The organism is Hyphomonas atlantica corrig. (genome assembly GCF_000682715.1).
GTDB classification, from domain to species: Bacteria; Pseudomonadota; Alphaproteobacteria; order Caulobacterales; family Hyphomonadaceae; genus Hyphomonas; species Hyphomonas atlantica.
This window is the reverse complement of the sequence record NZ_AWFH01000004.1, coordinates 41713-66583: the sequence shown is the minus strand read 5'-3', so window position 1 is coordinate 66583 and position 24871 is coordinate 41713. Positions and strand designations below refer to the sequence as shown.

At 58.3% G+C, this 24871-nt stretch carries 23 protein-coding genes; 15 read left to right on the top strand and 8 right to left on the bottom strand.

Annotated elements, in window-relative coordinates; all coding sequences use genetic code 11:
* Positions 1-64 precede the first annotated feature (64 nt).
* From trpB to HY36_RS04695, 5 genes are all read left to right on the top strand, one after another.
* Positions 65-1276, top strand: coding sequence for a tryptophan synthase subunit beta (trpB, locus tag HY36_RS04715; protein WP_035549247.1), 1212 nt, complete (start codon positions 65-67; stop codon positions 1274-1276).
* A 118-nt stretch (positions 1277-1394) separates the two neighbouring features.
* The gene (gene cutA, locus HY36_RS04710; RefSeq protein ID WP_035549244.1) at positions 1395-1715 is read left to right on the top strand and encodes a divalent-cation tolerance protein CutA; all 321 of its coding nucleotides are present in this window, start codon (positions 1395-1397) and stop codon (positions 1713-1715) included.
* On the top strand, positions 1715-2542 hold the full coding sequence (gene trpA / locus HY36_RS04705; protein WP_035549242.1) for a tryptophan synthase subunit alpha: 828 nt from the start codon (positions 1715-1717) through the stop codon (positions 2540-2542). The genes cutA and trpA overlap by 1 nt, the downstream gene beginning before the upstream one ends.
* A gap of 28 nt (positions 2543-2570) precedes the next feature.
* Positions 2571-3551 (top strand): acetyl-CoA carboxylase carboxyltransferase subunit beta, encoded by a 981-nt coding sequence (locus tag HY36_RS04700; RefSeq protein WP_035549240.1) that lies wholly within the window; start codon positions 2571-2573, stop codon positions 3549-3551.
* Positions 3548-4801, top strand: a complete 1254-nt coding sequence (locus HY36_RS04695) for a bifunctional folylpolyglutamate synthase/dihydrofolate synthase (RefSeq protein ID WP_035549238.1) — start codon at positions 3548-3550, stop codon at positions 4799-4801. The genes HY36_RS04700 and HY36_RS04695 overlap by 4 nt, the downstream gene beginning before the upstream one ends.
* Positions 4802-4804: 3 nt before the next feature.
* Here HY36_RS04695 and coaBC read toward each other — a convergent pair whose 3' ends face one another.
* Positions 4805-6037 carry a bifunctional phosphopantothenoylcysteine decarboxylase/phosphopantothenate--cysteine ligase CoaBC gene (gene coaBC, locus HY36_RS04690; RefSeq protein ID WP_035549235.1) on the bottom strand — a complete coding sequence of 411 codons (1233 nt, stop codon included), beginning with the start codon at positions 6035-6037 and terminating at the stop codon, positions 4805-4807.
* Between the two features lie 129 nt (positions 6038-6166).
* Entirely contained in the window at positions 6167-7681 is a 1515-nt protein-coding gene (locus HY36_RS04685; RefSeq protein ID WP_035549368.1) for an AarF/UbiB family protein, read from the bottom strand.
* Positions 7682-7762: 81 nt separating this feature from the next.
* Here HY36_RS04685 and HY36_RS04680 point away from each other — a divergent pair, with 81 nt between their 5' ends.
* Complete coding sequence (locus HY36_RS04680) at positions 7763-7942, top strand: hypothetical protein (RefSeq protein ID WP_155841705.1); 180 nt, start codon at positions 7763-7765, stop codon at positions 7940-7942.
* 6 nt (positions 7943-7948) lie between these two features.
* Here the strand turns inward: HY36_RS04680 and HY36_RS04675 are convergent, their stop codons facing one another.
* The gene (locus HY36_RS04675) at positions 7949-8764 is read right to left on the bottom strand and encodes a class I SAM-dependent methyltransferase (protein WP_241764145.1); all 816 of its coding nucleotides are present in this window, start codon (positions 8762-8764) and stop codon (positions 7949-7951) included.
* A gap of 21 nt (positions 8765-8785) precedes the next feature.
* On the opposite strand from HY36_RS04675, the gene mutM reads away from it, so the two are divergent.
* Complete coding sequence (gene mutM / locus HY36_RS04670; RefSeq protein ID WP_035549229.1) at positions 8786-9631, top strand: bifunctional DNA-formamidopyrimidine glycosylase/DNA-(apurinic or apyrimidinic site) lyase; 846 nt, start codon at positions 8786-8788, stop codon at positions 9629-9631.
* Here mutM and HY36_RS17655 read toward each other — a convergent pair.
* The 4 genes from HY36_RS17655 to HY36_RS04650 form a co-directional block, all read right to left on the bottom strand.
* Positions 9628-10023, bottom strand: coding sequence for a helix-turn-helix domain-containing protein (locus HY36_RS17655; protein ID WP_051602508.1), 396 nt, complete (start codon positions 10021-10023; stop codon positions 9628-9630). The two genes, mutM and HY36_RS17655, sit on opposite strands and share 4 nt — an antisense overlap.
* Positions 10024-10126: 103 nt before the next feature.
* Entirely contained in the window at positions 10127-10480 is a 354-nt protein-coding gene (locus tag HY36_RS04660; protein ID WP_155841703.1) for a hypothetical protein, read from the bottom strand.
* 28 nt (positions 10481-10508) lie between these two features.
* Complete coding sequence (gshB, locus tag HY36_RS04655) at positions 10509-11459, bottom strand: glutathione synthase (RefSeq protein WP_035549223.1); 951 nt, start codon at positions 11457-11459, stop codon at positions 10509-10511.
* A 46-nt stretch (positions 11460-11505) separates the two neighbouring features.
* A complete protein-coding gene (locus HY36_RS04650) occupies positions 11506-12189 on the bottom strand; it encodes a BON domain-containing protein (RefSeq protein WP_081806038.1) in 684 nt (227 codons plus the stop codon).
* Between the two features lie 262 nt (positions 12190-12451).
* Here HY36_RS04650 and rsfS point away from each other — a divergent pair, with 262 nt between their 5' ends.
* The 4 genes from rsfS to HY36_RS04630 all read left to right on the top strand — a co-directional run bounded on the left by rsfS (position 12452) and on the right by HY36_RS04630 (position 16063).
* On the top strand, positions 12452-12784 hold the full coding sequence (gene rsfS, locus HY36_RS04645; protein ID WP_206741152.1) for a ribosome silencing factor: 333 nt from the start codon (positions 12452-12454) through the stop codon (positions 12782-12784).
* Between the two features lie 9 nt (positions 12785-12793).
* The gene (locus tag HY36_RS04640; RefSeq protein ID WP_035549219.1) at positions 12794-13258 is read left to right on the top strand and encodes a 23S rRNA (pseudouridine(1915)-N(3))-methyltransferase RlmH; all 465 of its coding nucleotides are present in this window, start codon (positions 12794-12796) and stop codon (positions 13256-13258) included.
* A 305-nt stretch (positions 13259-13563) separates the two neighbouring features.
* Positions 13564-14859 (top strand): TAXI family TRAP transporter solute-binding subunit, encoded by a 1296-nt coding sequence (locus HY36_RS04635; protein ID WP_035549216.1) that lies wholly within the window; start codon positions 13564-13566, stop codon positions 14857-14859.
* A gap of 1 nt (position 14860) precedes the next feature.
* Positions 14861-16063 (top strand): FAD-dependent oxidoreductase, encoded by a 1203-nt coding sequence (locus tag HY36_RS04630; RefSeq protein WP_035549214.1) that lies wholly within the window; start codon positions 14861-14863, stop codon positions 16061-16063.
* On the opposite strand, the gene mutS is transcribed toward HY36_RS04630, so the two are convergent.
* The gene (gene mutS, locus HY36_RS04625; RefSeq protein WP_035549212.1) at positions 16060-18759 is read right to left on the bottom strand and encodes a DNA mismatch repair protein MutS; all 2700 of its coding nucleotides are present in this window, start codon (positions 18757-18759) and stop codon (positions 16060-16062) included. The genes HY36_RS04630 and mutS overlap by 4 nt on opposite strands.
* A 172-nt stretch (positions 18760-18931) precedes the next feature.
* Between mutS and HY36_RS04620 the strand changes: the two genes are divergently transcribed.
* The 4 genes from HY36_RS04620 to HY36_RS04605 all read left to right on the top strand — a co-directional run bounded on the left by HY36_RS04620 (position 18932) and on the right by HY36_RS04605 (position 24867).
* Positions 18932-21208: an NADP-dependent malic enzyme gene (locus tag HY36_RS04620; protein ID WP_035549209.1), complete on the top strand. Its 2277-nt coding sequence runs from the start codon at positions 18932-18934 to the stop codon at positions 21206-21208.
* 100 nt (positions 21209-21308) lie between these two features.
* Positions 21309-22739 (top strand): aldehyde dehydrogenase family protein, encoded by a 1431-nt coding sequence (locus HY36_RS04615; RefSeq protein ID WP_035549206.1) that lies wholly within the window; start codon positions 21309-21311, stop codon positions 22737-22739.
* 156 nt (positions 22740-22895) lie between these two features.
* Positions 22896-23471: a CC0125/CC1285 family lipoprotein gene (locus HY36_RS04610; protein ID WP_035549205.1), complete on the top strand. Its 576-nt coding sequence runs from the start codon at positions 22896-22898 to the stop codon at positions 23469-23471.
* Positions 23472-23598: 127 nt separating this feature from the next.
* The gene (locus HY36_RS04605) at positions 23599-24867 is read left to right on the top strand and encodes a multidrug effflux MFS transporter (RefSeq protein WP_081806037.1); all 1269 of its coding nucleotides are present in this window, start codon (positions 23599-23601) and stop codon (positions 24865-24867) included.
* Positions 24868-24871: the final 4 nt, after the last annotated feature.

Below are 24871 nucleotides of genomic sequence, written 5' to 3'. Positions count from 1 at the left end.
CGCGCTTTCCTTGGCTCGCCCTTCGGTCTAGATACGGGCGTGAAGTGCAAGGAAAGCAGGTAGAATGGATTTGCGGAACACGTGGGACCAATGGCCGGATGCGAATGGCCGTTTCGGAGAGTTTGGCGGACGGTATGTGGCCGAAACGCTGATGCCTCTGATCCTGGATCTGGAGGCAGAGTACCGCAAGGCCAAGGAAGATCCGGCTTTCAAGGCCGAGATGGACGACCTGTGGACCCATTATGTGGGACGTCCATCACCGCTTTATTTTGCTGAGCGCCTGACAGAGCATTTCGGCGGCGCAAAAATCTATTTCAAGCGCGATGAGCTGAATCATACCGGCGCGCACAAGATCAACAATTGCCTCGGTCAGGTCCTGCTGGCCAAACGCATGGGCAAGACGCGCATCATTGCCGAAACGGGTGCCGGTCAGCATGGCGTTGCCACGGCCACCATTTGCGCTCGTTTCGGTCTGGAATGTGTCGTGTTCATGGGCGAGACTGATGTCGAGCGGCAAAAGCCGAACGTGTTCCGCATGAAATTGCTTGGCGCCAAGATTGTGCCGGTTTCGTCCGGTACAGGCACGTTGAAAGACGCCATGAATGAGGCGCTGCGCGACTGGGTCACCAACGTAGATGACACATTCTATTGTATCGGCACGGCCGCTGGTCCGCACCCGTATCCCGAATTGGTGCGCGACTTCCAAAGCGTGATCGGCAAGGAAGCGCGCGCACAAATCCAGGAGCGGGAAGGGCGTCTACCGGATGCCGTGATGGCGTGTATTGGCGGTGGCTCGAACGCGATTGGCCTGTTCCATCCCTTCCTTGAAGACGAGTCCGTGCGCCTGATCGGTGTTGAGGCCGCCGGGCATGGAATTGAGACGGGTGAGCATGCGGCGGCGCTGAATGGCGGCCTGCCAGGCATCCTGCATGGCAACAAGACCTATCTTCTGCAAACCGACGATGGGCAGATCGTCGACGCGCATTCTATCTCAGCGGGCCTCGACTATCCCGGCATCGGGCCCGAGCACGCATTCCTGCGCGATACAGGCCGGGCGGAATACCTCTCCTGTACTGACCAGGAAGCGCTCGATGCGTTCCAACTTTGCACACGCCTTGAGGGCATCATCCCGGCGCTTGAGCCTTCGCATGCTTTGGCCCGTGTGGGGGAAGTTGTGAAAGAACTGGGCCCAGACGGCTTGCTGATCCTGAACATGTGCGGCCGGGGCGACAAGGATGTGTTCTCCGTGGCGAAGGCGCTCGGCGTCGACATGTAGAGCGGAACGGAATGAGCATGGTCCGCCGCATCACGCTTGGTGCAAAGGATTCGGATGGACGCGGAGACAAGAAAATGCTCCCCTTCACTTCTGACCAACCTGCTTCGAAGAGATCAGATTGACCGATATCATACTTATCCGAATTACCTGTCCGTCTCGCCACGTTGCCGAAACCATCGCTGATGGCGCCATCGAACATCGCCTTGCGGCGTGTGCAAACCTGGAAGGACCGGTCTCGTCCACCTATCGGTGGAAGAATGTCGTCGAGCAGGCGTTCGAGTTCGTGCTCTGGCTGAAAGCGCCTCAAGCGAACTGGGACCGGATCGAAGCGCTGGTCCTGACGCACCACCCTTATGATGTACCGGCCATGGTCGCGCTGCCTTGCATTCAGGCGAATGCGCCTTATGAGGCTTGGGTTCACGAGAATACGGACACCTGATGCCAACTTCCCGCATTACAGATACTTTCGCCAAGGCAAGCGGCGAGTCCCGCGCCGTTTTGGTCTCCTACCTGATGGCTGGCGACCCTGACCTTGAAACAAGCTTCGCAGCCATGTGCGCGCTTCGCGACAATGGGGCAGACATTATTGAACTCGGCGCACCGTTCACGGATCCGATGGCAGATGGCGCGTCGATCCAGAAGGCCGGGCTGCGCGCGCTCGCCCACAAAACGACCCTCGCTGACACGTTGGCGCTTGCTGCGCGGTTTCGCGAGGATGACAAGACGACGCCCGTGATCATCATGGGATACGCCAATCCGGTCTTTCGCATGGGCTTTGCGAAGTTCGCCGAGGCGGCCCATGAGGCGGGCGTCGATGGCACGATCCTGGTTGATTTGCCGCCCGAAGAAGACGGAGAACTGCGCGATGCATACGCGCCGTATGACCTTTCCGTCATTCGCCTGGCGACGCCAACAACCCATGAGGCCCGCATGCAAAAGGTCGCCGAGGGCGCCAGCGGCTTCCTGTATTTCGTCGCAGTGACGGGCGTTACCGGGGCCGGAAGCGCCGATCCGCAGGCCATTGCCGGGAACATTGAGATGGCAAAACGCGTTTCCGGATTGCCTGTTTGTGTGGGATTTGGCGTCAAAACTGGCGATCAAGCTGCAGAAATGGCTAAAATCGCCGATGGGGTTGTCGTAGGCTCTGCTTTCGTGGACCATGCGGAAAAGGCCCACGAATCGGGGGAATTTGCTGATGCACCGCGGGGAATGGGCGCATTGGCGAAAGAGTTGAGCGAAGCGATCAGGACGGTCGCCAAGCAGTGATGTTGAATGCCGCCGAGGAGGTTCTGGCATGAACTGGATTACAAAGGTCACCCCGCCGGGCCTGAAGACCATGCTGGCGAAGAAAGACACGCCCGACGATCTGTGGGTGAAGTGTCCGATTTCCGGCGAACTCGTCTATCGGACAGATTTGGAAGAAAACTGGCATGTGACACCGGCTGGCGCGCATCTTCGTATCAGTCCGCGCACGCGCCTGCGTCTGCTGTTCGATGATGAGCGCTGGGAGCCGCTGGAGCTGCCGTCCGTTCCGCATGACCCTCTGAAATTCAGGGACGACAAACCATATCCGTCGCGCCTCAAGGCAGCGAAGGCAAAGATTGCCGCCAGGGACAAAAAGGAATCCGAGGGTGGCGGCGCGCCGATCATACAGGAAGACTGCATGGTCGCGGCCTATGGTAAAGTTGGCGGCGTGCCGACCGTCGTGCTCGTCCAGGATTTTGCATTCATGGGCGGCTCACTCGGCATGGCAGCCGGTGAAGGATTTGTCGCGGCAGCGCATATGGCGCTCGCCCGCAAGGCGGCCTTTGTCGTTTGCACCGCGTCTGGCGGCGCGCGTATGCAGGAAGGCACACTCAGCCTGATGCAGATGCCGCGCACAACGCTTGCCATCAACGAGCTTGCGGAGGCGAAACTTCCTTACATCGTCGTGCTGACCGACCCGACCTCAGGCGGCGTTTCTGCCTCTTACGCGATGTTGGGAGACGTCCACATTGCAGAGCCGGGTGCCATGATCGCCTTCTCTGGTCCGCGCGTGATTGAGCAAACCATTCGTGAGAGCCTTCCGAAAGGATTCCAGCGTGCGGAGTTCCTGCGCGAAAAAGGGCAGGTCGACATTGTTTGCGATCGTCGGAAGCTGAAAGACACGCTGTCTAATGTGATGTCCATGTTGATGCCGAATGCCCGACGGGTAGAGGATCGTTTGCCGGCCTCTCTGACGCCTCCCAAGACACACGCACCGAAATCCCAGAAGAGTAAGGGCAGCTCTGCTTGATTGGTAACAGTCCGGCCCTGGCCGAAGCGCTGGGGCGGTTCGAAGGGCTATATCCAGAGACGATCGAATTATCGCTCGGGCGTGTACTGACTGCGCTCGACCTGCTCGGCCGTCCGCAGGACAAACTTCCTCCGGTTATCCATGTCGCTGGAACGAATGGCAAAGGGTCCACCTGTGCCTTCATGCGCGCGATGATGGAAGCTGCAGGTTTGCGGGTGCATGTTTTTACAAGCCCCCACCTTGTCCGCTTCAATGAACGCATCCGGCTTGCTGGGCAGATCGTTGATGACGCTCGGCTGATCGACTGGCTGGAACGCACCTATACAGCGATCGAAGGGCACGAGATTACGCATTTCGAGGCAACGACTGCCACGGCATTGCTGGCATTCTCCGAAGTGCCGGCCGATGTGCTCATTCTGGAAGTTGGACTGGGCGGTAGTTATGATGCGACGAACGTTATCAACCAGCCAGCGTTGAGTGTTATTACGCCAGTTGATTTCGATCATAAGGCCTTTCTCGGCTCAGACCTTCGCAAGATTGCTGGAGAGAAGGCCGGGATCATCAAGCCCGGCTGCCCGGCTTTGACGGCGATCCAGCGCAAGGTCTGTGATGACGTTATTGCGAAACGGGCAGATGAGGTCGGAGCGCCGCTATACCGACTCAAGGCACATTTCATTGATGCGATGCCGGAGGATCTCGGCTTGTTGGGAGAGCATCAGCGCGCCAATGCTGCGCTCGCTGCAATGGCGGTGCAATTGTTCGGCAATTCGACAGTCATTGATCAGGATGCGATCTTTGAAGGCGCGCGAAATGTGATCTGGCCTGCGCGCATGCAGCGCCTGAAAAAAGGGCCGGTTACGGATATTGTGCCGAGTCTGGAAGTGTGGCTGGATGGTGGGCACAATCCCCACGCTGCACGGGCGATCGCGAAGCAGCTTCAAGGACTTCCGGGGAAAACGGCGCTTGTTACCGCCATGCTCGCCTCAAAGGACTCAATAGGGTATTTCATGCCGTTTCGCGAGGTGAGACCTGACGTTTTCACGCTCCCGAACGCTCCGGGTCATCAGGGCGCAGACCCGCAAGCGCTCGCTGAAGCGGCAACCAATGCAGGTTTGAAGGCAACCGCATGCGGAAGTCTGGAGGACGCGATGAAAGCTGCGGCCGCAACAGGTGTCGACCGTATCCTGATCTGTGGGTCTTTGTATCTGGCGGGGGACGTACTTGCCCGCAATGAAGAACTGCCGACCTAGCGCCTATTCAGCAGCGAGTTTCAAACCGTCGCCTTCATCACCCACGGTTTCGGCAATTTTCAGGGCAAGGCGGCGGGCAACTTCGTCCTTGCCCATGCGTGGCCAGCGTTCGGATCCGTCTCGCGAGATCAGAGCAATCTCGTTCTCTGTTCCCCCCATCACATCGCCAGACACATCATTGGCGACAATCCAGTCACAGTTCTTGCGCTTCAGCTTCGCTACGGCATGCTCCTCGACATCATGGGTTTCTGCCGCAAAGCCGATGACGAGGGAGGGGCGATTCTTTCGCTTGTTGGCCAGCGTTTTGAGGATGTCCGGGTTTTCCGTCAGTTCCATGGACGGATGCTCGCTGCCCGCACCTTTGATCTTCAGCTTCTTGGTCGCTGCGCGGGCAGGGCGCCAGTCCGCAACGGCGGCCACTGATACGAAGACATCAGTGGGCAGAGCATCTTCGCAAGCTTTCAACATTTGCCGCGCCGTCTCAACTGGCACCAAATTCACACCGCGCGGGGCAGGCAGAGAAACCGGCCCAGATACGAGCGTGACCTGCGCGCCCAGACGCGCGAGCGCTTCGGCTATGGCGTAGCCCTGTTTGCCGGACGAATGATTTGAGAGGAAGCGGACCGGGTCCAGCGGTTCCCGTGTCGGGCCGGCTGTGACAAGGGCGTGAGTGCCGGAAAGCGCGCCGGCGTTTTCACCCGCCAGCATGCGCTCAATCTCGGCTACAATCGCCGGGATCTCTGGAAGCCTCCCAGGTCCAAATTCACCACAGGCCATCGCGCCTTCGTCCGGCTCCATCACCGTTACGCCATCGGCGCGCAATGTCTCGATGTTGCGCATGGTGGCAGGATGCTGCCACATCCGGACATTCATGGCAGGCACCATCAGAACCGGCTTGTCGGTTGCCAGCAGAGTTGTGGATGCAAGATCATTGGCAAGGCCGCCAGCGGCTTTGGCCATCAGGTCTGCGGTCGCCGGGCAGGCGACGACGAGGTCAGCCGAACGAGACAGCTCGATATGGCCCATTTCGGCTTCGTCGCTGAGGTTGAAGAGTTCGGTGTACACCTTGTCGCCTGACAGGGCTGAAACAGACAGGGGCGTCACGAATTCCTGGCCCCCCTTGGTGACGATGCAACGACAGGCAATGTCGCGCCGGCGCAACTCCCGGATAAGCTCCAGGCTTTTATAGGCGGCAATTCCGCCGGAAATGATCAGGAGGATGCGTTTCTGCGTCATTAATCGGGGCCTTCAGTCTTGATGGCACTCTTACCGCAAATTCCTTGCCGATGCCCCATGAAATCCCCGTGAACCTGCCGTGTCAGTTAAGGATTTCGCCAGGTTTTGCAGGATTTTGCTGTCATCGGGCTATTTCGCCGCCCATATGGCGAGGGCTACCAGAGCCGTGATAAAGCCGAACCAGCCCCACCAGGGCGCAAACCGTCTGGTTGGCGGCGGGAGCGGTGCGGGCGGCTCAAGTGAGGCCTCAAACCGGTCCATCACTTCCGGCAATCGCTTCAGCCGGTTGGTAATCTCTTTCACATTTCCCGCCACCAGCTTTGCTGCGCCCTCCGGGCCGAAACTGCGGCGTATCCAGCCTCCAACAACCGGTTCAGACGCGAACCAGATATTGTGTGAGGGATCAATCGCACGTGCAACGCCCTCGACCTGAACCATTGTTTTCTGGAGCAGAACCAGTTCCGGGCGCAGAGACATGCCAAATGTGTGCGTGTAGTCGAAGAGTTGCAGCAGAACGCGGCCCATCGAAACTTCTTCGGCGGGCTTGCCGTGAACGGGTTCCCCTATGGAACGCAGTGCTTGTGCAAACTCTCCGACGGATTGGGTGGCCGGAACGTATCCAGCTTCGAAATGCACCTCGGCAACGCGCAGATAGTCGCGTTTCAGGAAGCCCCACAGAATTTCCGCCAGGAACCGGCGCTCTGTCATGCCGATCCGGCCGATAATGCCGAAATCGATCAGGGCTACTTTTCCCTCTGGCGTGATAATCAAATTCCCTTCATGCATGTCCGCATGAAACACGCCGTATTCGATGGCATGCGTGAGAAAGCCTTGCGTGATGTCGTTCGCCAGTTTCTTGCGGTCGATACCCGGACGGTCCAACGCCTTTGGGTCAGTCAGGGGTGTTCCATCAATCCAGTCGATAGTCAGAACACGGCGACCCGTGCGATCCCAATCGACGCCCGGCACAACGAAATGGCCGGATTTCTGACTGATCTCATGCATTTCGTCTGCGCCGCCTGCTTCCAGACGCAGATCAGTCTCGCGCATCATGGCAGCGGCGATGGTCTCTGTGAATGCAACCGGTTTGAGGCGCTGGCTTTCCGCGGATATGCCCTCAATTGTACGTGCCGCGCGCTTCATGGCGGAGAGTTCCACCGTCAGCTGTCGCTCAATTCCGGGACGCAGGATCTTCACGGCGCGAGTGCCACCTGCCAGCTCCATCTTGTGGACCTGCGCCAGAGAGGCGGCTGCAACCGGGTCTGACAGATCTCCGAACAGGTGTTCTGCGTCGGCCGCGCCGAATTCTTCAGCGAGGGCCGCGCGCGCTGCTTTCATGGAGAAGGGGGGCAGCTTGTCCTTCAGCCGTCCCAGGTCTTCGGTTACTTCGGCGCCGAATACATCGGGCCGCGTCGCCAGGAATTGCCCCAGCTTGATGTAAGCCGGGCCGAGCTTTTCGAGAGCGCGGGCAAGTCTCTGGCCAGGCCGACCTTTCGCGCCACCACCGACGAGCCGCAGGATCCGTCCGGCGATTCGGGCGGGTAGGGGCAGGCGGGTCTGATATGCGCCCGGCAAGATGACGTCATGGCGGGCCAGAGCGATCCCTGCACGCATCAGGCGGCGATAATCTCCGATCATTCCCATGTGCGGCTCCATTGCGCCGTGGGAACCGGTCGTTCCGTGCAGCGTTTGTTCAGGGATAATCTATTTATGGAGGAGGCTATCATGGCCACTAAAAAAGCACCGAAAAACAAAGGAATTCTATACTTTGTGATGAGTGGTTTGCTTGTGTCGGCGATGATCGCCGCAGCTGTGTATTATGCAGACAAGAGTCCGCCGCCCAATGAGCTGTTGTTGGACCCGACCCAGCGCTCCAGTTTGACACCGGAAATGAACCCGAGCTGACGCGCATCAAACTGCCCAGCCAAAGTGCAGGGCGGCGATGCCACCGGAGTAATTCGTTACACTGACGCGGGAGAACCCCGAAGCTTCAATCTCCTGACGGAACTCATCCTGTGCGGGGAACTTGCGGATGGATTCCACGAGATACTGGTAGCTGGCTTCATCGCCGGCGACGAGGCTGCCCAATTTCGGGATGACATTGAAGCTGTACGTGTCGTAGGCGGCTTGCAGCGCCGGCACGGTCATATGACTGAATTCCAGAACAGCGAGACGACCACCCGGTTTCAAGACGCGGCGGAATTCTCGCAAGCCCGCGACGCGGTCCGCAAAATTGCGAATGCCAAAGGAAACCGTCACCGCATCAAATGATCGGTTCGGATAGGGCAGGCTTTGACCATCAGCGCAGACCCAATCGAGACGACCCTCCCATTTTTGATTGTCCGGGCGCGCCTTGCCTGCTTCCAGCATGGCATCATTGATGTCGCACACAATCGCCGTCGCTTGCGAATCGAGGCCGCGTCGTTTGCCTGCCTTGTCGGCCAGCGTCAGGAACGCACGGGCGAGCTCACCCGTACCACCAGCGACATCCAGATGCCGTTCTCCCGGCTGGGGATTTACCTGGTTCATCGCGTCATGCTTCCAGAGGCGATGCACGCCTGCAGACATGAGGTCGTTCATCAGATCGTAGCGAGACGCCACTGAGCGAAAGACACCCTTCACGCGGGCGACTTTTTCTGACTCGGTTACATCCTCAAATCCGAATGAGACTTTGCGTTCGGTTTCACTGTCTGCCGTCATGCGCGTCACCATAGTTGCCTCGTGCATGGTAAGCTATATGCCATTGCCATGCCTGAATTACCCGAAGTCGAGACAGTTCGCCGCGGACTTGCCCCAGTCATGGAAGGGCAGCAGATTCTGCACCTCAGCCAGAATCGCGCTGATTTGCGGTTTCCTTTTCCTGAGCGGTTTGCTGAGCGCCTCACGGGCGCGCGCATCACACATCTGGGACGAAAGGCGAAGTTTCTCACGCTCGCCCTGTCCACGGATGAGGTTCTCATCATGCATCTTGGCATGACGGGGCGCTTTACCGTTTCTGACTCGAAAATTGGCGAGTTCCACCATGAAACCGGAACCGATCCGCGCCACGATCACGTCGTGTTTGAACTCGCGAGCGGGGCGCAGGTGATCTACAATGACCCCCGGCGGTTTGGGTTCATGGAACTCTGGCCAGCCGCGCAATTCGAGGCCTATCCACGGTTAATGGCGATGGGGCCGGAGCCGCTGTCGAACGGATTTTCGGAAGCGTATTTGAACAGCGCCCTCAAGGGACGGAAAACACCTGTCAAATCTGCCCTTCTGGACCAGGCTGTCATTGCCGGCCTTGGCAATATTTATGTATGCGAAGCGCTCTGGCGAGCAGGTGTGTCGCCCCGGCGACACGCGGCGACAATCCCGGGTCAACGGGCGGCACGGCTGGTGCCAGCCATCAATGATGTGATTGCCGAGGCGATTGCGGCGGGTGGGTCCTCCATTTCAGACTTTGCGAGCGCCAGTGGCGAACTGGGGTACTTCCAGCATGCTTTCGCCGTCTATGACCGGGAGGGGCAGGCGTGTCGGAACTGCGATCAGCCCATTCAGCGTATCGTCCAGTCTGGCCGGTCGAGCTTCTTCTGTAGCAAATGCCAGCGCTAGGATTGCCGAGCTGAAAGCGCGCTGAGAATTCGAATGGCGGCCATCAGGTCAGCTTGTTCGGCCAGATCGTCGATGTGTTTTTTTGCTTCCTGTTGAAGCATTCTCAGTTTGCGGGCTTCCGACTGCTGGCTGGACGGAAGTGCGGGAACGGGCAGGAAGAAAAACCCTACAGGCTTGCCGAGCGCGATTGCCACTTCCCGCAGTCGCCCAACCGACAACCGACTGTGCCCAGCCTCATATTTCTGGATCTGCTGAAACGTCAGTCCCAGTGTGCTGGCCAGGTCTTCCTGCGTGAAGCCCAGTTCGCGCCGAGCCTGACGAATCTGAACGCCTGTGAAGCGATCCGCGCCAGTGGGCCGTCGGGATGTGGTGTTTGACCTGTCTTGCGGCATCTTGATGTCCTGGACACAGCGCTAACCCAAGAAGTGTATGCAATCAAAAGTTGAAATCAACTCCGATCGATCAATTTGTACCAGCAACGGTTGTGCGGCGGCGCTATTTTGGGTCGAGCCGGATAACTTCCTCTCCGGATTCTGCCGATTGTTCTGGCATGGACAGGATAGTGGACGGCTCATCGTCAAAGTTTCCCGTTCCAAACTCACCGGACCGGATCAACAGGCTATCATCTTCATCACCCTGTCCAATGCGCAGGTTCAATGCGCCAGAGGTCGAGTCGTCCGACAGGGTGGTTGATGGAAGATTCAGGTTCAGCGACCCTGTGTACTCATCTTCGATCTGAGCGGTCTCTGTTGCAATGACGGCTTGCGCCTCTTCGCTGTCAGCCGCCTGCGAACAGGCGGTGCCCACAAGGCAAAGTGAAGCGAGCGCAAAGGTTGTCGTCAGTTTCATGAACATGTCCCCATTCTTGGCGCGTGCCCTAGCGGCTCGCAAGTTTGTCCAGCACAGAGTCCCAGAAAATGGAGGCGATATCAATGCCGCTCAGCTTCTTGATCGCCTGAACTCCGGTTGGAGATGTGACATTCACCTCGGTCAGGCGACCGCCAATGACGTCTATGCCTGTGAGAACAAGTCCCCGACGCTTCAGCTCCGGACCGATGGCATCACAAATTCGTTTGTCGGCATCGCTCAGGTCGCTGGCTTCGGCAGTGCCGCCAACAACGAGGTTGGAACGGACCTGCCCATCCTTGGGGCGGCGGTTCACTGCGCCTATGGCCTTGCCATCGATCAGGATGATCCGCTTGTCACCTTCGCTGACGGCTGGAAGGAATGCCTGAACCATCACTGGTTCGCGGGAGCGGCTAAAAAAGAGTTCGGTGAGGGAGTCAAAATTGGAGTCGCCGTTCTTCAGGCGGAATACACCTGCACCGCCATGCCCATAAAGGGGCTTGATGATGATGTCCTTGTGCCTGTCACGAAACTCCTGAATTGCTTCTAGATCGCGCGACACAAGGGTAGGGGGCATTAGCTCCGGGAACATCAGCGGAAAGATTTTTTCCGGGCTTGAGCGCACGCCTTCCGGATCATTCACGACCAGTGTCTTGTCCGAAATCTGCTCCAGCTGGTGACAGGCCGTAATATAGCTCATGTCGAAGGGCGGATCCTGACGCATCAGGATGACATCGACATCGGTTGCAAGGTCCAGTCGTGTCGTGTCGCCGAACAAGCCCGGCGTTTCCCTGACGCGCTGTACGCGCGCCGGGCGCACTTCTGCCGTAAGCCGGCCTGCCTCCGTGCTGAGTTTTTCGGGGCCGTAGACGAACAGCTCCATGCCGCGCGCCTGCGCGGTCTCAGCCAGGGCGAATGTGGTGTCACCGTCAATATTGACGGATTCGAGCGGATCCATCTGGATCGCAACGCGCAAACTCATGGGGGCGGCTCCTTCATGGGCCACCGCCCGTGCGGTGAGGCCCTGCTTAGTAACTTGCGCCGATCAGCTCGCCGTCGGCACTTGTGTCATATGAGGCATCAGGCGCGCTTTGATAAGAGGCTCCGCCCTGGAGTGTTGGCGCAGCCTGTTGAGAGCGGCCATCCCGCACGCGAACATAAGATACAACCTGCTTCACGCCGCCAACGACGCTCGCTTCCTCAGCGGCGCGCTTCAGTTCTTCTGCTGAGCGGGCGATGCCCATCAGGTAAACGACGCCATTATAGGTTTCGATATTGAAGTTCACACTCTTGACGGAGCTCGATCCAACAAGGCGAGAGCGAACCCGTGCCGTGATCAACTCGTCCGATACATTGGCCAGGAAGCCGCCTGCTGGTTCGATCCGAATCTCGTTTGCGACGTCACGTGTCAGCGGCGACGTCCAGGCTATGCCTTCGGCTTTGACCCGGTCTTCCGGCGTATCAACGCGCCCTGACAACAGAACGAGACCGCTCGTTACTTCAACATCAACTTCGCCGAACCGATTTGCGCTTTCGGAAAGAAGCTTGCTTTTGATCTGATTTGAAGCGGTCGCATCGTCGACGGCTTCGCCAAGTGATTTGTCCTGAACAGCGGCGACACCGACAGCGCCAGCTGTACCAAGGGCCGCTGCGGCACAACCGCAAAGGGGCATGGCCAACACAAGGGCGGCGGCGGCAAGTTGCGTGCGCATATGAGTCTACTCCATCAGCGATCTTATCAATGTGCGTACCTGCCATCAGGTTGCGGCGAAAATCTGGCGAGACTGACACCAACTGCAAATTGGCATGGTTTCCCGCTGAAATCGATCCGAATCACCCGTAATTCACTGGTTGTTCCGGCCTGCGGATGCTATTATCTTGAGCAGATCGTAACCAGAAGGAACCGGACCCCTGACCCCTAGCGCCCCGCGGCTACAGCCCGCCCAGCAGGCCACTCTCGACGACATCCGTAACGTGGCCGAAACTCTCGCCAAGGCCCTTGAGGATGACAAGGCGGAAGATGTTCTCTTCATAGACCTTGAAGGCAAATCTTCGCTCGCTGACTTCATGATCATCGCATCAGGCCGTTCCGGTCGTCACGTCGCGGCTCTGGCAGATCATCTCGCACAGGACATCAAGAAGCTGACCGGACGCCCGGCCAGCATCGAAGGTATGCCCAATGCTGACTGGGTGTTGATCGATACCGGGGATGTTATCGTGCATCTGTTCCGTCCCGAGGTCCGTGAGTTCTACAATCTCGAAAAGATCTGGGCCTCTGACAACGCCCACCGCACACCCGCGAATTAGCGCGCACGGATGCGGATCATTTTTCTCGTCGTCGGCCGGATGAAGTCCGGGCCGGAGCGCGAACTTGTCGATGAATACATCAAGCGGGCCGGCCCCATTGCGCGGTCTCTTGGATTTAGAAGAATTGAAGAGGTCGAGGTGGCGAGCGGGGGCGGGCTCGACGCAGAGGCCGAGCGGATCCTGGCGAAACTGCCCGCTGGCGCCAAATGTATTCGACTGGACGAGTTCGGACGAGCACATCGATCCCGTGATTTCGCCACCAATCTTGCAAAATGGCGCGACCAGGGTGTCCCTGACCTGGTGTTCCTTATTGGTGGAGCGGAAGGCTATGGCGACGCAGTGAAAACAGCGGTGCCGGACACAATCGCATTCGGGCCTCAGACCTGGCCACACAGATTCGTTCGCGTCATGATTTCAGAACAGGTCTATCGTGCTGTGTCGATTCTGGCGGGAACGCCCTATCACAAAGACTAACCAGCGTAGAGCGATGGCGCAGGCATCAGGATCATGATGAACGCCAGAGCGGCAATCAGGCCCATCACCGTAACTGACAGAAGTCTTGTCAGGGAAATTGGATTGCTCACCGGTTCGGTCCTTTCTTGCTGCTCGGGCCTATTTGGTGCCGCGTTGCCTATATGAACACTCTCCTAACGGAATAGGTTCCATGCGCGGCGTGCATGCGGCCATTTGAAGGCAGCGCGTTACGCTTTGTTGATCCTTGCAAGTTCCCGGCCTAGAGCTTTAACCGTCATGGAAGTGCGAGGTGGGAGGCCTGGTTGATGTCGGGATTGCGGGATTTCCTGAAAGTCTATTGGCCATTGGTGGTCGTCGCCCTTGCCGGGGTGTTGCTGGCCCTTGTGCTTATGGACCCGGCCCCTCCAAAGAATATTCGATTCGCTGCCGGTAGCCCGGGCGGCGCCTATCATGCATTTGCAGAGCGGTATCAGCGCTTGCTTGCGGAAGAGGGGGTCGAGGTCGAACTTGTTGAGACTCAAGGTTCGATCGACAATCTGCGTCTGCTCGACGATTCCGAAGCCGATGTCGGACTGGTGCAAGGCGGTCTTGCGACGGATCGCGACCGCGAAGAATTGCGGTCGATTGGTGGGCTGTTTCCGGAGCCGTTCTGGGTTTTCGTTCGCAGTGATTTTCCCGCGGAAAGCCTGGGAGACTTGCGCGCAGCCCGCATCGCTATTGGGGGAGATGGCTCAGGCACGCGTATTCTGGCGCTGGACCTGCAGGCAGATTATGGCGGGGAATGGATCGACACGACGCGATTGACGCTATCCGGCACGACAGCGGCGGACGCGCTTCTGGCAGGTGAGGTCGATGCCGCTGCGTTCGCGGCTTCTGTGGAGTCCTCCTATATTGATCGGCTTCTGGTCAATGAGGATGTGCGCCTACTACCATTCGAGCGCGCGCCTGCGCTGGCTCGGCGTCACGAGGCTTTGTCCGATATCATCCTGTTGCGCGGTGTGGTGGACATTGGAGAGGACATTCCGGCAGCAGATGTGCCCCTTGTCGCTCCGGTGGCTCAACTGGTCGTCCGCAAGGATTTGCACCCGGCGATTGAGGCACTGCTCATCGACGCGGCTACATCAATCCATTCCGAAGGCACGCTTCTCGCGCCTGCTGGACACTACCCGGACCCTGATCTGATTGATTTGCCGATAACGGATCAGGCGCGCCGATACTACCAGAATGGTCCCTCCTTTCTTCGGCGCTATTTCTCTTTTGATGTGGCCAACTTTCTGGAGCGCGCCTGGGTTCTGGCAATTCCGCTTCTGACGCTTCTGTTTCCGCTCGTTCGGGTGGCGCCACCTATCTATCGCTGGCGCGTGCGCCGGAAGATCTATGTCTGGTATGAAGACTTACGCACGCTTGAAGAGCGGGGCCGGGCTGCAGATCGCGATGATCAGCGAGATCAGGTGCTTGAAGAACTGGAGGCATTACAAGCCGAGATCGGCGCGGTGGAGGTTCCCTTGTCCTACACGGATGACCTTTATCGCTTGCGAAGCCATGTTGAGTTCGTGAAGCAGCTCGTTTGCAATCATAACCCGGTAAGGGTTGCCGGCTGACATGTCTGAGGCCTGCAAGATTGCGATTGCCGGTGCGGGCATTGGCGGACTTGCAGCAGCGGCGTTTCTTGCCAGCGACGGCCACAAGGTTTCCGTATTCGACCAGTTCGACGCACCGAGACCTGTCGGGGCTGGACTGATCCTGCAGGAAACCGGTCTCACCATATTGGGCGAGCTGGGACTGCGCGAAGCTGCGTCGGAGCTTGGTTCAACCATTCGTCGCCTGCATGGACAATCCGTGGACAATGGACGGACGGTGCTGGATGTTCAGTATGGGGCTTTGCGACCGGGACTTTGCGGGGTTGCGATACAGCGGGGCGCACTGTTTGATCTCGTATACCAAGCCGCTGTGTACGCAGGCGCAGAAATTGTGCCTTCGACGCGGATCATTTCCGCAAGCGCCGGACAAGGCCTGTTGACGACAGGGGCGGGGACCACACTTGGCCCTTTTGACATTGTGGTGGATGCACTTGGCGTTCGGTCGCCGTTATCCCTGCGGGCTCGCCATGCACTTCCATATGGAGCATTGTGGGCAACTCTTCCGTGGCAAGAGAATGCTGGCTTCGAGTTGGACGCGCTGGTCCAGCGGTACAGACAGGCGCGCCAAATGTCAGGCGTCATGCCATCTGGCCGTTCAAGCGACTCTGCGCAGGAATGCCTTACCTATTTCTGGTCTATCCGCAATGATGCATACATGCAGTGGAAACAGGCGCCATTATCAGACTGGAAGGGTGAGGCCATTGATCTCTGGCCGGAGACCTCCGCGTTGCTGGAGCCGCTGGAAAACCACGATCAGTTGACATTTGCCCGATATGAACATCGCACGCACAGGCCGGTTGTTGACCAGCGTGTCGTTCACATTGGCGATAGTTGGCATGCTGCCAGTCCGCAATTGGGGCAGGGAGCCAATATGGCGTTGCTGGATGCGTATGCGTTGGCGCGCGCGTTGGGAGAGTCAGACGAGCTCGACCGACAATTGATGTACTATGCCCGCATGCGAAAAATGCATGTTCGATTGTTTCAGGCCATGAGTTGGTTGTTCACGCCGGCCTATCAATCCGATTCCGGAAGTCTCGCCTGGCTCAGGGATTGGCTGGCGGCTCCAGTCAGTCGTATATCTCCCGCTCCGAAAATTCTGGCGGCCATGGTAAGTGGCGGTCTCGGGTCTCCGCTCAAACGGCTGGGGCTTCGGCCGGGAGCTTAGTCTGAGGCCAACGCCTTCAGTCGATATATTAGATCAAGCGCTTCGCGGGGTGTGAGCGAGTCCGGATCTATTTGTTGCAAAGCTTTATCTGCCTCTGATGGGGGGACGATCTCTTCGGGGACAGCATTGTCTTCCGTGTCCGGTGTAAAAGACGCAGCTGCGAACAGGGGCAGGCTTTCGGGTGCACTGGGTTCCGCTTCCAGCTGTTTCAGTATTTGCCCGGCGCGTCTGACGGCCTTCTTCGGAAGTCCCGCCAGTTTGGCAACTTGAACACCATAGGATTTGTCCGCCGGGCCAGATTGTACTTCGTGCAGGAAGACAAGGTCATCTTTCCACTCTTTCGCGCGCAGCGACGCGTTTGCTGCGCCGGGCAGATCTTCGACGAGCTTTGTCAGTTCATGATAATGCGTGGCAAACAAGGCCCGCGATTTATTGACTGAGTGCAAATGTTCGACCGCTGCCCAGGCGATGGCAAGGCCATCCCATGTTGAAGTGCCGCGACCGACTTCGTCCATGATGACGAAGCTGCGCTCGGTTGCCTGGTTGAGGATTGCGGCAGTTTCCACCATTTCAACCATGAAGGTTGATCTGCCTCGGGCCAGGTCGTCCGACGCGCCGACGCGAGAGAAGATGCGGTCACAGAGGCCGAGGGTGATGGATCGTGCGGGCACGAATAAACCGGACTGGGCCAATATCACCGCCAGTGCACCCTGCCGCAAATAGGTCGACTTACCTGCCATGTTTGGACCGGTGACGAGAAGTAGGTGCGTACCCGTATCGTCGCCGCTCAGGTTCAGATCATTTGCAGTGAAGCCTTGCCCATCTTTCTTCAGCGCGGCTTCGACGACCGGATGGCGCAAGCCGGTCGCCTTGAATGTGGTGTCATCGGTCAGGGCCGGGCGAACCGCATCCGCTTCGAATGCCCATTCCGCGGAAGCGGCGGCGACATCCAGTTCAGCAATGGCAGAGGCCGACCGGGACAGAGAAGGGTTCAGCTCATCAATGCGGCTGCAGAACTGGTCAAAGATTGCAAGTTCGCGTCCTTTGGCTTCGTCTTCTGCGCGCGATATTTTCCCGGCGAGTTCAGACAATTCCTGCGTTGAAAAGCGAACATTGCTAGCCAGTGTCTGGCGATGGATGAAGGTCTCTGACAAGGGGGGCTTCATGAGAGCGTCCCCATGCCGGGCAGGCACATCAACAAAATAGCCGAGCACATTGTTGAATTTGATCTTCAACGCGGAAATGCCGGTGTCGTCCGCATATCGGGCCTGGAGCGCAGCAATGATCTGGCGGCTGTCATCACGAAGGCCGCGCGCCTCGTCCAGCGCAGCGTCCCAACCTTGGGCGATGAATCCGCCGTCACGGGCCAAGGTAGGTGGGTTTTCGGACAACGCTGTTTCGAGATCGCGGGAGAGCTCGGCAAGCGAGGCATCCTTGTTGAGGTTCAGCGCTTGGGTTGCGTCAGAAATCCTGGACGGCAAAACGGTTCCCAGAGCCGTGAGGCGGCTTGCAGCTTCGTGGGCGGCAACCAATGCGCGACCAATGGCGACAAGATCCCGCGGTCCACCTCGCCCGAGGCGGAGGCGGGTTCGTGCCCGTTCAAGGTCTGGCGCTGCTTTGAGGCTCGATCTGACCGTCTCAACCGTATCGCGGTCGTCGGCAAACCAGGACACGGCATCAAGGCGTGCCTCAATCTCTTCCCGGTCGACGGACGGACGCGCCAGCCTGGCGGCCAGAAGGCGCGCGCCGGGCGCTGTGACAGTCCGATCAATCGTGCCGAGCAGAGAGCCATTGCGATCTCCGCGCATGGACCGGTCGATCTCGAGGCTTGTTCGTGTTGCCGGATCAATGGCGAGATGGCCTTCCGATCGAGCTCGAACCGGTGGGTCCAGGCGGATCTCGCTGCCTGCCTGGGTCAGCTTCACATAATCCAGCAACAATCCAATCGCTGCGAGCTCTGCGCGATTGAAATCACCGAGCGCCTCCAGCGCGGCAATGTTGAAGGTCTCCTTCAGCAGGTTTTCGCCAGCTTTGTGATTGGCGCTACGGGCCGGGCGGAATGTGACCGGAGCGCTTGAGAGCGCGACCGTGTTGGCGACGGCAGTCTTGTCGAGATCGCCGTCGGACACCAACAATTCCGAGAGGGGGTAGGCCATGAGGGAGTCGGCCAACGCATCGGCAGCAAGCGCCGTGACATCAAATCGTCCGGTTGAAACATCGCACACCGCAATCGCAGCTTCGGTGCCACCGGTCCCGAGCGCGATGGCGGCAAGCGCCTGATCCTGTCGTGCCGGCAGCAGCGCGTCTTCGGTCAGCGTTCCTGGCGTTACGATGCGGACGATGTCGCGATTAACGATCGCCTTCGAACCGCGTTTCTTGGCTTCCGCCGGAGTTTCTGTCTGCTCACATACCGCAACCCGGCATCCGGCCTTGATCAGTCGTGCGAGATATCCCTCGGCGGCATGGTAGGGTACGCCCGCCATCGGAATGGGCTTGCCATCATACTCCCCCCGAGAGGTTAGCGTGATGTCTAGCACCTTCGCGGCTTCAATAGCGTCCTCGAAGAAGAGCTCGTAGAAATCACCCATACGAAAGAAGAGCAGGGCATCGGCGTGCCGTGCCTTGATCGACAGGTATTGCGCCATGAACGGGCTCGGCGCGGACGCAGGTTTCGAGGGTGTAGCGGTATCAGCCATGGAGCGGGACGCTAGCGCCAGTGCCAGAGATTCGCAAAGCCTCGCACCAGCTTGCGCGCGACAAAGTGATCATATCGCACTGATTGGCCGGTTTTGCTGTTGGCATGCCAATCGCACCGGCCTAGTTTGCGGCCTCATCTGAAACTTTTTGCAACAACGGATTTTCCGCGCGATGACCACAAAACGGCCGAGCTTCACAGATCAGGAAGCCCTCGATTTCCACTCGCAGCCACATGCTGGCAAGATTTCGATGGTGCCGACCAAGCCAATGGGCACTCAGCGCGATCTGTCGCTGGCCTACAGTCCCGGCGTTGCCGTTCCTGTTCTCGCCATCGCTGAGGATGAGGATCGCGCCTACGATTACACGGCCAAGGGCAACATGGTGGCTGTTATCTCCAACGGTACCGCTATTCTTGGTCTCGGGAATCTGGGGCCAATGGCATCCAAACCGGTGATGGAAGGCAAATCCGTCCTGTTCAAACGGTTCGCTGACATTGACAGCTTCGATGTGGAAGTCAGCACGACGGACGTCGAGGAGTTCATCACAACAGTTCGCAATATCGGCGCGACTTGGGGCGGGATCAATCTGGAAGACATTTCCTCGCCGGATTGCTTCATCATTGAGAGTCGTCTGCGTGAAGAATTGGACATTCCAGTCTTCCATGATGACCAGCACGGCACCGCGATCATCGCGGCGGCTGGCCTGATCAATGCGTGCCACATTACGGGCCGCAAACTGGAAGACCTGAAAGTTGCTGTGTCCGGGGCAGGGGCTGCCGGCCTTTCCTGTGCAGGACTTATCCGGCACCTCGGCGTGAAAGCCGAGAATATCCTGATGTGCGACTCCACTGGTGTGGTCTATGAGGGGCGCTCCGAGAAGATGGATCAGTTCAAGTCTGCCTTCGCGGTGAAGACAACCAAGCGCACGCTTGCGGAAGCCATGGATGGCGCCGATGTCTTTCTAGGGCTGTCGGTGAAGGGCGCTGTCTCAACAGAGATGGTGAAGTCCATGGCAGAGGACCCGATCATTTTTGCAATGGCTAATCCGGATCCGGAGATTACGCCGGAAGACATCAAGTCGGTTCGTGATGATGCGATTATTGCGACCGGACGGTCAGACTATCCAAACCAGGTCAACAACGTTCTCGGCTTCCCATATATTTTCCGCGGCGCGCTTGATGTGCGGGCTCGTGGTATCAATGAGGAAATGAAAGTCGCGGCTGCGCAGGCGCTGGCCGAGCTGGCGCGTGAAGACGTGCCGGATGAAGTGGCAGCTGCGTACCACGGTGCCCGCCCAAGCTTCGGGCGTGAATATATTATTCCAACCCCGTTTGACCCGCGTCTGATCAGCTTTATCCCGCCATTCGTGGCCCAGGCCGCAATGGATACCGGCGTTGCGCGTAAACCTATTGAAGACATGGAAGCCTACCGCCACTCGTTGGCTCGCCGGGCTGACCCATCGGCTTCGTTCATTCAAGGCGTTCAGGCGCGCTGCAAGGAGCTGCAGCGACGGATCGTGTTCGCAGAGGGCGAAGAGCCTGCCGTTGTACGTGCCGCTTTCAGCTTCAAGAACCAGGGGCTTGGCCATCCGATCCTCATCGGCCGCGAAGCTCAGGTCGAGCGCGCCATGGAACAGATGGGTGTCGCCAAGGGGTCGCTGGAAATCATCAATGCGCGCGTATCCGACAACAATCCGCTCTATACGGACATGCTGTATGCGCGCCTCCAGCGTGACGGCTACCTGAAGCGCGACGCCCAGCGTCTCGTCAATCAGGACCGGAACGTGTTCGGTTGCTGCATGCTGAAGAATGGCGATGCTGACGGCATGGTGACCGGGGTGACCCGGAACTACGACGTCGCGTTGAATGACTCGCTGCTCGTCCTGGACCCGATCCCGGGCCAAGCTGTAATCGGCATGTCCATGGTGATTAACCGGGGACGCACCGTCTTTATTGCGGACACGAGCGTTACCGAACTGCCGCAGGGCGAAGACCTCGCCAACATCGCAATGGAATCTGCGCGCGCGGTTCGTTCGCTCGGATTCTCTCCGCGCGTTGCCTTCCTCTCCTACTCTACGTTCGGAAATCCGATGGGTGAGCGTGGGGAAAAAGTGCGCGAAGCGGTGGCAATTCTCGACAGTATGGGCGGCATCGATTTTGAGTACGAGGGCGATATGAGCGCCGACGTTGCACTCAATCCGAGCCACAAGCTGCTCTATCCGTTCTCCCGCCTGACTGGCCCGGCGAACGTGCTGGTGATGCCTGCGATTCATGCAGCTTCAATCTCGACCAAGCTTCTGGAGTCCATGAGTCGTGCAACGGTGATCGGCCCGATGCTGCTTGGTTTGGAAAAGCCGGTTCAGATCGCCTCCCTCGGTGCGACCGTGGGCGACATTGTGAACCTCGCCACGATTGCAGCTTTCGACGTAGATCACGTACACGGCAGCTGATTTCGCGGCCATTGAAATTACGCTGCGTCAGGACTCGCCCGTGGCGGGTGGCGCACCTATAGTCGTGTCAGCAAATGGACCACAGGGAGGCCCGAACAGCATGAAAGAATACAAGCAGTTCTATATCGACGGCGCATGGGTAGATCCCGTAGAGCCACGGACAATGGAAATCGAAAATCCGGCAACTGAAGAGAGTTTTGCCGTCATCTCGATCGGCTCGAAAGCAGATGTCGACAAGGCCGTTGCTGCTGCGAAGGCTGCCTTTCCATCATTTTCGCAAACGAGCGTGGAGTATCGCGCTGAGTTGCTGGAAAAGATTGCTGCAGGCATCAAGGCGCGTATGCCTGAAATGGCTGAGGCGATCTCAAATGAGATGGGCGCGCCGATGTGGCTGGCCAACGCTGCGCAAGTGCCAGCTGGTATGGGCCATTTCGGCACCACCGCTGCGATCCTTCGCGAATATCAATTCGAAGAATTGAAAGGCACGACATTGCTCCGCAAGGAGCCGATTGGCGTCTGCGGGTTCATCACGCCATGGAACTGGCCGCTCAATCAGATTGCCTGCAAAGTGGCGCCTGCCATTGCAGCAGGCTGCACGATGGTTCTGAAGCCATCCGAGATTGCTCCCCTGGATGCCATGATCCTCACTGAGATCATGCATGAGGCCGGTGTGCCGAAGGGCGTGTTCAACCTCGTGAACGGTGATGGTCCGGGCGTTGGTTCCTCTCTCTCGGCACACCCGGATGTTGACATGATGAGCTTCACCGGCTCGACCCGTGCTGGTGTTCTGGTCGCCCAGGCCGCTGCACCGACGGTGAAACGCGTCGCCCAGGAGCTGGGTGGCAAAAGCCCGAATATCATCCTGCCTTCAGCGGATCTCGAAAAGGCCGTCGGCGGTGGCGTGATGCAGATGATGACCAACTCTGGTCAGTCCTGTAACGCTCCGTCGCGCATGTTCGTCCAGAAGGACCAGCAGGAGCAGGCGATCGCTATTGCAAAAGCCGCTGCTGAATCTGTGAAGGTGATGATGCCTGCAGAGGCGACGCCGGGCGCGATCGGACCAATTTCCAACGGAAATCAGTACCAGAAGGTTCAGGACCTGATCCAGAAGGGTATTGAAGAGGGCGCAACCCTGGTTGCTGGTGGTCCGGGACGTCCGGAAGGCTTCAACAAGGGCTATTTTGCGCGTCCGACCGTGTTTGCAAACGTCACGAATGACATGACAATTGCTCGGGAAGAAATTTTCGGGCCGGTGCTGGTCATGATCCCGTATGAGGACGTCGACGATGCGGTCCAGATGGCGAACGATACGGTTTATGGTCTTGCTGGCTATGTGCAGGGCGCAGAAGAAGAGGCCCGCAAGGTGGCCAACCGCATCCGCGCTGGCCAGATCCAGGTCAATGGAGCCCGCCCGGACTTCACGGCGCCATTTGGTGGCTATGGCCAGTCTGGCAATGGCCGCGAATGGGGCGAGTACGGTTTCGAGGAGTTCCTCGAAGTGAAAGCCGTGATGGGCTACAAGGCCGCGTAATCTGGCGTTTCAGACAAATGAGTACAGGGCGGCCTCCGGGTCGCCCTTTTCTGTTTCAGGAACAATCTGCTCGCTGAAACGTGAAGCCAATTCAACTAGTGTTCAGCCAGCTTCCTCCATAAAATGGCGGGATCAACACTGAGGAGGGTTCGCCCCATGCCTACATTAAAGCTTTCAGGCGCATTGGCCGCGCTGGCCTTACTAGGTGCCTGCGCCACCGCTACGCCCTATCAGGCTGCCATTGACGGCAATAGCGGCTACTCAGAAGTGAAGATTGAAGACAATCGCTTTCAGGTCGAGTTCTCCGGTAATTCGCTGACTGACCGAAAGACGGTAGAGACCTATCTGCTCTATCGCGCTGCAGAGCTGACTCGTCTGAATGGGTATGATCATTTCCGGGTTGTGCGCCGTGAAACAGACTCGAACAGCCGACTGGTTCCTGTTGGGGGAGCATATTCTCCTTATTACAGTCATTTTCACCTGAATTACGCCTATTTCGGCCCCTATGCCCGCTATTATCACGATCCGTTCCTGCGGTCGCGGCACGCGCGTTTTGGACCGCTCGACCCTTATTGGGGCGGCCCATCTGAATATCGTGAGCGTACCAAGTACGTGGCATCTGCCGAAATCCTGATGGGTAAGGGCAAGAAGCCTGACGATGCGGCGTATTTCGATGCTGAGCAGGTAACCTACAATCTGGGCATGAACATAGTTCGGCCTCAACCAAACTGACCCTTGATTGCGAAACCGCATTGCAGCCCCGCCTTCTGGCGGGGCTTTTTTATGTCTTCGCCACTGGCCTTTGGTCCCAACGCGCCCCAAATGGACCGGCTAGACGAAACGCGGGGACTTTCCGGACATGCCAGATTCAGAACAACCCCCGCAACAACCTCTCATAAAACAAGGCGCACACGGTCGCTCGGTGCCAAGCCGAACCGAGATGGTGGTCATGGTTGCCGCCTTGATGGCACTGAATGCTCTGGCCATCGACATCATGCTGCCTGCACTTGGGGAAATCGCCAGTGCCACCGGGCTGACAGGCGCTTCGCCAGAAGATGCCAACCGGCAGCAATTGATCATATTCGCCTACATTCTCGGCTTTGGCGCCCCACAGCTTTTCTGGGGACCGATTTCTGACCGGTTTGGGCGGCGGATGCCATTGTCCATTGGCCTGATCGGATACGCGCTAACGGCGGTTCTGTGCGCAGCACTGCGAGATTTTCACGCCCTGTTGGCGGCGCGTTTCCTTCAAGGCGTTTTTGCCTCTGGCGCCCGCCTGGTTGCGGTCTCGGTTGTGCGGGACCTTTATGCCGGCCGTCGTATGGCGGGATTCATGTCTCTCGTCATGACCATCTTCATGATCGTTCCAATGATCGCGCCAGCGATGGGGCAGGTCGTCTTGTTCATCGCGCCTTGGCAATGGATCTTCGGTGTGCTGGCCCTGTTTGGTCTGGCGCTTCTGGTCTGGACCTGGTTTCGCCTGCCAGAAACCCTCCCCGAAGATTCGCGCAAGCCGCTCAATCTGGCGTCGGCCTTTGGAAACTATTTGGAAGTCGGACGCAGCCGCGTCACCTTCGGCTATATGTGTGCGTCCGGCATCATATTTGGTGCGCTCTTTTCCTTCATCGGTTCCTCCGAGCAGGTCTTCCGCGGTGTATTCGGACAGGAAGAGACGTTTGCGTTCTGGTTCGCCGGCATCGCTGCCGCACTGGCGGGCGCGAACTTCTTCAACTCCCGTTTCGTGGAGCGTGTAGGTATGCGCCGGCTCAGTCACGGGGCGATGGTTGTGTTCATCCTGATGTCGTCGGCGCTCGCGTTGAGGACCTGGCTGTTTGGTGAAAGCCTTTACTGGTTCTTCCCGATGTTCACGCTGACCTTTGCCTGTTTTGGCATGATGGGTGCGAACTTTTCAGCGCTGGCGATGGAGCCGCTTGGCAAGATCGCGGGTACGGCGTCCGCAGCCTACGGGTTTGCGACGACGACTGTCTCCAGCCTGCTCGGCATGGTGATCGGCAGCTATTACAATGGAACCACCCTGCCCTTGATGCTCGGCTTTGTGGCGCTCGGCGTTGGATCGCTCATCGTTGTTCTGATCACGGAAAAAGGAAAACTGTTCAGTTCTCGCTGATTGC